Here is a 9,002-nt window from a genome sequence, read left to right on the forward strand (position 1 = left end):
CAGTTCCTCAACGTCAGCTCTCGGACTGGTATTCCTCGATGTGCTCCTCGACCAGTTCGCGGAACGGACGCTCGGAGTCGGCCCAGGAGACCTCGTCCACGTACACGCTCGGCGTTCCCTCGATTCCGGCGGCCTGGGCGTGCCGGGTGGTGTAGCTGGCGAAGGCGCGGTAGGTGCCGTCCTCGATGCACTCACCGAGGTCGGCGTCGAAGGTCTCGCTGGCCAGCTCGGTGAGCTGGTCGTTGGACATCTCGTCGTTGTTGACCCGGTTCGCGGTGACCTGGGCGACGTAGCCGCTGTAGCTCTCCGGGGACTCCTCGGCCATGCAGGCGAAGGCGTTGGCCGCCCGGGCCGGGTAGTTCGTGGAGGAGCCCAGGTAGGAGACCGAGCGGTACTCCAAGGTGATGAGACCCTCCTCGAGCCATTCGTCCATCTGCGCGGAGTGCTCGGCCTCGAAGTTCGCACAGTGGATGCAGTAGGCATCGGAGTAGATGATGATGTGCGGCACCTCGCCTGCTTCACGCTCGGCGACGCCGGGGGGAAGCTCGGACTCGGGGTCCTCCACATTCGAGGCATCGATCTGCCCGAGCTCGTCACCCTCAGCGAGCTCTGTGGAGGAGGTCAGCACGATCCCGCCCTGCTCATTGGCCGCGGCCGGTGCCGGGCCCTCGCTGGGCGCCGCACCGGAGTCATCGCGGTTGAGCACGAAGAGGGTCAGCCCCACGACGACGGCGAGGGCCACCACGACGACGCCCACGCGCAGCAGCACCGAGGTGAGCTTCTGCTTGCGCTCCTGCTCCTGCTGCATCTTGCGGGCCTGTTCACGCGCATTGGCGCTGCGGGGGGAATCTGAGCTGCGAGCCATGGTGTTCTCCGGTGACTGATCTGGATCACGTCTGGTGGGATTCGCAGACCATGATCGCGGTGTGGCTGGGGTCGTGATGGTGCCGTGATCGAGAGCGGCAGTGCTCAAGATACAGGGTCAGGCTTGAGCGCGATGCCAGGGTATAGGCTCATGACGACGGCATCGCTGTCGCCAGGGGGTGTCTGCAGCTACGCATGAAAGGTGTGTCACGTGCCAGAGAATACCGAGAACGGCAACGGCTATGACTTCGTGGTGGTGGCCAACCGTCTGGCGGTCAACCACGTCACGAACGAGGACGGGACCACCGGCTGGGAACGCTCCCCCGGCGGCCTGGTCACAGCACTCGCCCCCCTGATGGAAAGCTCCGAGGGCGCCTGGGTCGGCTGGCACGGCGCCGCCGATGACGTCTTGGAGCCCTTCGACCACGGCGATATGCACCTGGTCCCGGTCCCGTTGAGCAGCGATGACATCGAGGATTATTACGAAGGGTTCTCCAACGGCACGCTCTGGCCGCTCTATCACGACGTGATCGCCCGTCCGGACTTCCACCGGCACTGGTTCGAGGCCTACCGCCGGGTCAATCAGCGCTTCGCCGAGCACGCGGCAGAGGTCGCCGCCCATGCGGCCACCGTCTGGGTCCAGGACTACCAGCTGCAGCTGGTGCCCGCGATGCTGCGGGACCTGCGTCCAGATCTGACCATCGGGTTCTTCAACCACATCCCCTTCCCTCCCCCGGGCCTGTTCGCACAGCTGCCCTGGCGCCACTCGGTGCTGCGCGGGCTGCTCGGAGCGGACCTGATCGGCTTCCAGCGCGCCTCCGACGCCTCCAACTTCCGCCGGGCGGTGCACAACCGGATGGGCTACTACGTGGAGGACGCGATGATCCACGTGCCGCTGCAGACCCAGGCACCGGATCACGGCTCCCCACTGGTCGGCTTCAACGCCGACGCCGACCGCGGCACCGCGGTGCGGGTCAACAGCGCCCCGCCCAGCGGAGCCGCCCGCCTGGTGGAGGCCAAGGAGTTCCCGATCTCCATCGACACCGCCACCATCACCGCGCTGGCCAAGCGCGAGGACATCATCGCCCGTTCCCAGAAGATCCGGGAGGAGCTGGGCAACCCGGACACCGTGCTGCTCGGTGTGGACCGGCTGGACTACACCAAGGGCATCCGGCACCGCATGAAGGCCTACGAGGAGCTGCTCCAGAACGGCTCGCTGACCGTGGGCCAGGTCTGCATGGTGCAGGTGGCGAGCCCCTCCCGCGAAGGAGTGGAGAGCTACCGGCTGCTCAAGGAGGAGATCGAACGCACGGTGGGCCGGATCAGCGGGGAGTTCGACACGCTCTCACACCCGGCCATCCGCTACCTCCACCACTCCTATCCGATCGAAGAGATGGTCGCGCTCTACATGGCGGCCGACGTGATGCTGGTGACCGCTCTGCGCGACGGCATGAACCTGGTGGCGAAGGAATACGTGGCGGCGCGGCGCGGCGACGACGGCGTGCTGGTGCTCTCCGAGTTCACCGGCGCCGCCGATCAGCTGCGTCAGGCGCTGCTGATCAACCCGCATGACGTGGACGAGCTCAAGGCCGCCATCCTGCGCGCGACCACCATGGACAGTCATGACGCCAGCGCTCGGATGGAGAATCTGCGCCGTCAGGTGGTCCACCACGACGTCCGCCGTTGGGCCACCGACTTCCTGGACCGGCTGGGTGAGCTCACCGGGTCCCCGAGTGTGAAGGGCTGAGCATGGAATCGCCACTGGAGATGGATGAGGCCCTGCGCCGCGCCCTGGAGCGCTTCGCCGATCACCGGCGGATTCTGATCGCCCTGGACTTCGACGGGTGTGTGGCCGAACTGGTCTCGAATGCCGCCGACGCGCGGCCGGTCCCGGAGAACGCCGCGGCCATCGCCGCCCTGGCCGACCTCGACGGAGTCGAGGTGGCCTACGTCTCCGGGCGCTCCCTGGAGTCGCTGCGTGAGCTGGCGCAGCCGCCGCAGGGCGCGCTGCTCATCGGCTCCCACGGTGCCGAGAAGGACCTCGGCGCAGATGCCCCTGGTCTGGAGCTGAGCACCACCGAGACCCTGGCTCGCGGACAGATCATCTCCACCCTGGAAGAGGTGGCCGCCGACGCCCCAGGCGCCTGGGTGGAGCACAAGCCCGCCGGTGCCGCGCTGCATGTGCGCAACGTCGAGGGAGATGAGCTGGGTGAACGGGTCCTCGAACACGGCCGGGCAGCGTTGTCGCTGGTCGACGGCGCCTATCTGAAGAACGGCAAGAAGGTGCTGGAGTCCGTCGTCGTCCTGGCCACCAAGGGCGAGGGGATCACCGATCTGCGCGAGCACACCTCCCCGGATGCGGTGCTCTTCGCCGGCGACGACGTCACCGATGAACACGGCTTCGCGGTCCTTCACGGTGAAGATCTCGGGATCAAGGTGGGCGAGGGCGAGACCGCCGCCGGCCACCGGATCGCTGAGCCGAAGGATCTCGCCGGTGTGCTGCGCCTCATCGCGCAGCAGCGCAGCGCCGCCCACTCGGAAACCCGCCCGACCTCCTAAGGACTGCTCATGACGACGATCCCCGGTCTCGGACTCACCGCCTCAGGAACCATCCCTCAGGAGCTCTTGGATCTGCCCTGGCACCTGCCGCTGGAGGAATGGCCCGAAGATGTCATCGCCGCCCTGCCGCGCGGCATCTCGCGGCACATCGTGCGGTTCGCCTACCTGGGCGGATCGGTGATCGCGGTCAAGGAGACCTCCGAGCGGGCAGCCCGGCACGAGTACCGGATGCTGCGTCAGCTGGGCAAGCTCGGCGCCCCCTGCGTGAAGCCCGTGGCCGAGGTCACCGGGCGCACCACCCCGGAGGGTGAGGAGCTCTCTCCGGCCCTGGTCACCCGGCACCTGCGCTTCTCGCTGCCCTACCGCGCGGTGTTCAACCAGATGATGCGCAAGGAGACGCTGCTGCGGCTGATCCACGCCCAGGCGCTGCTCATGGTGGAGCTGCACCTGATCGGCTTCTACTGGGGCGACGTCTCGCTGTCCAACACGCTCTTCCGGCGTGACGCCGGCGCCTTCGCCGCCTACCTCGTGGACGCCGAGACCGGTGAGATCCACCCGAAGCTCTCCACCGGCCAGCGCGAGTATGACCTGGACGTGGCCCAGGTGAACATCGCCGGAGAGCTGATGGACCTCATGGAGGGTGGCATGGTCGATGAGGACGTGGACCCGATCGCGACCTCGCACCAGTTCATCGACGCCTACCGGGGGCTGTGGCAGGAGCTCACCGGGGACACCGCCTTCAACCCGGACCAGCAGTGGCTCATCGAGGAGCGGATCCGACGGCTCAACGAGCTCGGCTTCGACGTCGAGGAGTACGACATCCGCACCATGCGTGAGGACTCCAAGCTGCTGCTGCGCCCGAAGGTGGTCGACCCCGGTCACCACCAGCGGCGTCTGATGAACCTCACCGGACTCGACGTGCAGGAGAACCAGGCGCGGCGGCTGCTCGGCGCGATCGACGCCTACCGGGCCCAGACCGATCCGCATGGCGACGAGGCGGTGGCGGCCCATATGTGGACCCAGCAGGTCTTCCAGCCGCTGATCTCCCAGATCCCCAAGGAGCTGCGCAATAAGCTCGAACCGGCGGAGATCATGCACCAGCTGATCGATCACCGCTGGCGGCTCTCCGAGCGGGAGCACCGCGACATCGGCCTGGAACAGGCTCTTCCCTCCTTCATCGAGGAGGAGCTCAAGGGCCTGCGCGATGAGGCGACCCTGATGATCGATCCCCCCGGGGACGTGATCGATCAGCTGGACCGGCTCAACCGCGGCGAGGGCTGAGCCGGCTCATCCGCCGCCCGATCTCCACCGCGGTGCGGCGCATCAGCGGCACCGCATGCCGGACGAAGCCGTCATGCATCCGCCCCGTCGGCCCAGACACCGAGAGTCCCATGGGCGAGGGTCCGTGTGGGACGACGACGGCGAGACAGCGCACCCCCATCTCCTGCTCCTCGTCGTCGAGGGCGTAGCCCTGCGCGGCGATCCGCGGCAGCTGCTCCAGCAGCGCCTCCGGGCGGGTCAGGGTCTTCTCGGTCAGCGAGGGCATCCCGGTGGCGGCGAGGATCTCGCGCACCCGCACCGGGTCCATCCCGGCCAGCAGCGCCTTGCCGACCCCGGTGGAGTGCAGGTGCGCCCGGCGTCCGACCTCGGTGAACATCCGCATCGTATGCGGCGAGGGCACCTGGCCGATGTAGACGATCATCTCCGACTCCATGGCCGCCAGGTTCACGCTCTCCCCCAGCTCGGTCACCAGCGCCTGCATCTGCGGCACGGCGGGTCCGCCCAGCTGCCGGGTGGCAGACTCCCCCAGCGGCACCAGGTTCGCCCCCAGGGCGTATCGCCGATCGCTGAGCTGGTGCACCACCCCGAGGCCCGTGAGGGTGTGCAGCAGCCGGTGCACCGTAGGTCCGGCCAGGCCGGTGGCGGCCTTGAGCTCCCCGGCCGTGGCGCACCCGCCGAGGCCGGCCAGCACGGTGAGCAGGTTGAAGGCGCGTTCCACCACCTGCACCCGCTGGGAGTCCGCATCGCGGACATTGGCTTCCATGATGCGAACTCTATGCCAAGAATGGTGTGAGCGAGAGCACCAAGGCATAGTCTTCGGCTTCCGAGGGTTCTCCAGCGTCCACGTTCGTCATCCCTGCAAAGGAGCAGCGCATGAGCATCAGCATCCACGCCCCCTACGAGGTCCCGGGCAGCGAGGCGATCCTCACCGAGGAGGCGCTGGCCTTCCTGGAGGAGCTCCACACCCGGTTCGCCGGCACCCGGAATGAGCTGCTGGAGGATCGGCGCACCGCGCAGGCGGCAGCCGCGAGCTCCGGCACCGTGGACTTCCCCGCCGAGACCGCGCAGGTGCGGGACTCCGACTGGTCGGTCGCGGAGCACCCCGCCGCGCTGCAGGATCGCCGGGTGGAGATCACCGGCCCGGCGGCCCCGGCCAAGATGGCGATCAACGCGTTGAACTCCGGCGCCAAGGTCTGGCTGGCCTGCCTGGAGGACGCGTTGGCCCCGAACTGGTTCAACGTGATCGATGCCCAGCGCAACCTGGCCGGCGCCGCCTCCGGGACTCTGGAGTTCACCTCCCCCGAGGGCAAGCAGTATCGGCTGCGCGAGGACCTCGAGACCCCCACCGTGGTGGTGCGCCCACGCGGCTGGCACCTGCCGGAGAAGCACCTCCAGCTCGACGGGACTCCGGCCATCGGCGCCCTGGTCGACTTCGGGCTGCACTTCTTCCACAATGCGAAGACCCTCACCGAGCAGGGCCGCGGACCGTTCTACTACCTGCCCAAGCTGGAGCACTATAAGGAGGCTCGGCTCTGGGACGAGGTCTTCAGCTTCGCCGAGGAGAAGCTCGGGATCCCCCACGGCACGGTCCGCGCCACGGTCCTGATCGAGACGCTGCCCGCCGCGTTCCACATGGAGGAGATCCTCTATGAGCTCCGCGACCACGCCTCCGGTCTCAACGCCGGACGCTGGGACTACCTGTTCTCGCTGATCAAGTATTTCCGGGCCTCGGGTGAGCAGTTCGTGCTGCCAGACCGCGCGCAGGTCTCCATGACCCAGCCCTTCATGCGCTCCTACACCGAGCTGCTGGTCAAGACCTGCCACAAGCGCGGCGCCTTCGCCATGGGCGGGATGGCGGCGTTCATCCCCAACCGGCGTGAACCCGAGGTCACCGCGCAGGCCATCGAGAAGGTCCGCGATGACAAGTCGAGGGAAGCTGCCGACGGGTTCGACGGTTCATGGGTCGCCCATCCGGACCTGGTCGAGCTCTGCCGTGAGGAGTTTGACGCGGTGCTGAAGGACCGGCCGAACCAGCTCGGCCGGCAGCGCGAGGACGTGGACGTCTCCGCCGCAGATCTGCTCGACGTCGCCGCCGCCGAGGGAGATGTGACCGAGGCCGGGGTGCGGATGAACCTCTACGTGGCGGTCTACTACACCGCCATCTGGCTCTCCGGCAACGGTGCCGTGGCGATCCATAACCTGATGGAGGATGCCGCGACCGCCGAGATCTCGCGCTCCCAGGTCTGGCAGCAGATCCACAACGGCACCGTCACCGCCGATACCGGGGTCACCGTGACCGCAGAGCTGGTCTCCCGGCTGCTCGATGAAGAGATCGAGCGGCTGCGCGGAGAGATCGAGGATGCCGAGGCCTTCTCGAAGTTCTTCGAGCCTGCGGCCGGGATCGTGCGCGCGCTGGTCCTGGATGAGGAGTACGTCGACTTCCTCACCCTGCCGGCCTATGAGCTCATGCCCTGATCAGCAGCTTCTGCAGGCCACGGCGGTAGATTCGTTCTGCCGCCGTGGCCTGTTGCGCGTGTGGGGCCTGTTGCGCGTGTGGGGCCTGTTGCGCGTTCTGGACCTGCCGGGGCGTCGCGGCCGGGCCTTGCAGCAGGGCCTGATTCTGCTCGGTCGCCACAGCACCCAGGGCGAAGCGCATCACCACCGCAGAGGTCTCCTCCGCCGAGCTCTGCGGCCAACCCGCGGCGATCAGGCGCTCAGGCAGCAGTCGCGCCGGCGGCAGGCTCTCGTCCAAGGCGTAGGCCAGCAGGAGCAGATCACCCACGTCACGCAGCGGCAGCACCAGCTCTCGGAAGCGCAGCATCAGCTCCAGCGCATCGCCGGGCTCCTGCTGCAGCGGCGAGAGGATCTCATGGGCCACACTGCGCAGGAGCTCCTGTTTGCTGGGCACGTGGTAGTACAGGGCTCCTGGGGCGACGTCGAGCTCCTTGGCCAGCCGACGCATCGAGACGTCCTGGAGACCGTACTGGACCAGCAGCGACCGTGCAGTCGTGGTGATCAGCTCCAGGGAGAGTGCCAAGGGTGTCAGGTCCTCACGGGATCAGGGGCGGGAGAATCGCGGGCACGACATCGGTGCTGCGCAGGAGGGGCCGATCCGGGGCTGGGCTACAGGCCGTTGTCCCGGAAGAGCTTCTCATCCGGGTCTGTCGTGGACTCCTCGATGAGCCACCGATTGGTCTGCAGCGCCTGCAGGTTCTTCGAGACAAGAGTGTCACGCGTCTTGGCGACCCCTTCGGCCAACAGGCCGATCTGGGCCTTGAACTCCGCCGCGTGGCGTGGCTTCTCGCTGTCGGGCAGCCCCAGGAACAGCTCCAGGGTGCGCGGGAGGTGCCGGTGGATGGTCCGGTTCACCGCATCCTGGTGTTCGGGATAGCGGGACAGGGAGTCCCATCGGTCCACGATCTCTTCGAGTCCGACCACCATCATCCGCAGCTGTCCCTGGGTCGAGGGCGGCAGCTGCGCGGACCGGTTCCGCACCGTGGCACTGATCTCCGCCAGTTCGGCGTTCATCCGCTCCCGATCGTTATCGAGCCGCTCGGAAAGACGCAGACGGCTCTGCGCACGCCCGACCACGGCCCCGTAGGTGCCCGCCGCGGCGGCACCTCCGACTATCGTGCCCGCGAGAAGCGCCCAGAGGTTGGGCAGCATGATGAGCAGCATCAGGCCGAACCCCAGCAGGAAGGCGAGCAGAGGCAGGGCGAGGTGCGTGCGGCGCAGGGCGTCGGCGCCCTGGTGCTCACCACGCGAGAGTTCAGAGCCGATGACGACCTCCTGCTCATGCTGCTGGGTATCGTCCAAGGATATATGGCGCGGATGGGCAGACTCTGGACGAGGGGTCAGGTAAGGGTTGAACGCTCGGGCAGCGAAACGAACCCGGAGAGGCAGGGCAGAGATCGGGGAATACTGCCGTCTGGGACACGAGGCTGGGACGCTCATGAAGGGCATACGACAAAGGGCCGCTGACACTACATTGCTGCAGTGTCAGCGGCCCTGATGCCTCTTTGGTCGGGGTGACAGGATTTGAACCTGCGACCTCGTCGTCCCGAACGACGCGCGCTACCAAGCTGCGCCACACCCCGTGGTTCTGCGTTGTGGAGGCCGCTGGCCTCTACCGCGCAGAAGTTCATCCTATCCAGGAACTCCACCCACGAGCAAAAGCTGCGAAAGTGCTCTGGATACAGGTCAAGCCCGGTCCCACACAGGGACCGGGCTTGAACCCTCTCTACCAAATAGTGTCCGGCGGCGACCTACTCTCCCACACACTCCAGTGTGCAGTACCA

8 protein-coding genes and 1 tRNA gene are annotated in these 9,002 nt (G+C 67.4%); 4 read left to right on the plus strand and 5 right to left on the minus strand.

All coding sequences use genetic code 11. The features are described from left to right. Nucleotides 1–13: 13 nt before the first annotated feature. Complete coding sequence (locus tag I2487_RS03755; RefSeq protein ID WP_207170033.1) at nt 14–865, minus strand: DsbA family protein; 852 nt, start codon at nt 863–865, stop codon at nt 14–16. 210 nt (nt 866–1,075) lie between these two features. Between I2487_RS03755 and I2487_RS03760 the strand changes: the two genes are divergently transcribed. From I2487_RS03760 to I2487_RS03770, 3 genes are read left to right on the plus strand one after another with little or no spacing between them, the layout of a single operon-like run. Then, a complete protein-coding gene (locus tag I2487_RS03760) occupies nt 1,076–2,611 on the plus strand; it encodes an alpha,alpha-trehalose-phosphate synthase (UDP-forming) (protein ID WP_345941328.1) in 1,536 nt (511 codons plus the stop codon). A 2-nt stretch (nt 2,612–2,613) separates the two neighbouring features. After that, the gene (gene otsB, locus I2487_RS03765; protein ID WP_207170035.1) at nt 2,614–3,423 is read left to right on the plus strand and encodes a trehalose-phosphatase; all 810 of its coding nucleotides are present in this window, start codon (nt 2,614–2,616) and stop codon (nt 3,421–3,423) included. 9 nt (nt 3,424–3,432) lie between these two features. Then, nucleotides 3,433–4,704, plus strand: a complete 1,272-nt coding sequence (locus I2487_RS03770; RefSeq protein ID WP_207170036.1) for a DUF4032 domain-containing protein — start codon at nt 3,433–3,435, stop codon at nt 4,702–4,704. Here I2487_RS03770 and I2487_RS03775 read toward each other — a convergent pair. Further along, nucleotides 4,685–5,467 carry an IclR family transcriptional regulator gene (locus tag I2487_RS03775; RefSeq protein ID WP_207170037.1) on the minus strand — a complete coding sequence of 261 codons (783 nt, stop codon included), beginning with the start codon at nt 5,465–5,467 and terminating at the stop codon, nt 4,685–4,687. The two genes, I2487_RS03770 and I2487_RS03775, sit on opposite strands and share 20 nt — an antisense overlap. A gap of 110 nt (nt 5,468–5,577) precedes the next feature. Between I2487_RS03775 and aceB the strand changes: the two genes are divergently transcribed. Continuing rightward, nucleotides 5,578–7,179 carry a malate synthase A gene (aceB, locus tag I2487_RS03780; RefSeq protein ID WP_207170038.1) on the plus strand — a complete coding sequence of 534 codons (1,602 nt, stop codon included), beginning with the start codon at nt 5,578–5,580 and terminating at the stop codon, nt 7,177–7,179. On the opposite strand, the gene I2487_RS03785 is transcribed toward aceB, so the two are convergent. The 3 genes from I2487_RS03785 to I2487_RS03795 form a co-directional block, all read right to left on the minus strand. Further along, nucleotides 7,169–7,741, minus strand: a complete 573-nt coding sequence (locus tag I2487_RS03785) for a TetR/AcrR family transcriptional regulator (protein WP_207170039.1) — start codon at nt 7,739–7,741, stop codon at nt 7,169–7,171. The two genes, aceB and I2487_RS03785, sit on opposite strands and share 11 nt — an antisense overlap. An 86-nt stretch (nt 7,742–7,827) precedes the next feature. Next, a complete protein-coding gene (locus tag I2487_RS03790) occupies nt 7,828–8,520 on the minus strand; it encodes a hypothetical protein (RefSeq protein WP_207170040.1) in 693 nt (230 codons plus the stop codon). A 204-nt stretch (nt 8,521–8,724) separates the two neighbouring features. Beyond that, nucleotides 8,725–8,801: transfer RNA gene (locus I2487_RS03795), tRNA-Pro, on the minus strand. Between the last annotated feature and the right edge of the window lie 201 nt (nt 8,802–9,002).

Origin of the sequence: Nesterenkonia sp. E16_10 (assembly GCF_017347085.1) — a bacterium.
Lineage (GTDB): Bacteria > Actinomycetota > Actinomycetes > Actinomycetales > Micrococcaceae > Nesterenkonia.

What these genes read in the sequence shown, in the direction of transcription:
- I2487_RS03755 (WP_207170033.1), bottom strand. Translation starts at nt 865, where the DNA reads ATGGCTCGCAGCTCAGATTCCCCCCGCAGCGCCAATGCGCGTGAACAG.
- otsB (WP_207170035.1), top strand. Translation starts at nt 2,614, where the DNA reads ATGGAATCGCCACTGGAGATGGATGAGGCCCTGCGCCGCGCCCTGGAG.
- I2487_RS03770 (WP_207170036.1), top strand. Translation starts at nt 3,433, where the DNA reads ATGACGACGATCCCCGGTCTCGGACTCACCGCCTCAGGAACCATCCCT.
- I2487_RS03775 (WP_207170037.1), bottom strand. Translation starts at nt 5,467, where the DNA reads ATGGAAGCCAATGTCCGCGATGCGGACTCCCAGCGGGTGCAGGTGGTG.
- aceB (WP_207170038.1), top strand. Translation starts at nt 5,578, where the DNA reads ATGAGCATCAGCATCCACGCCCCCTACGAGGTCCCGGGCAGCGAGGCG.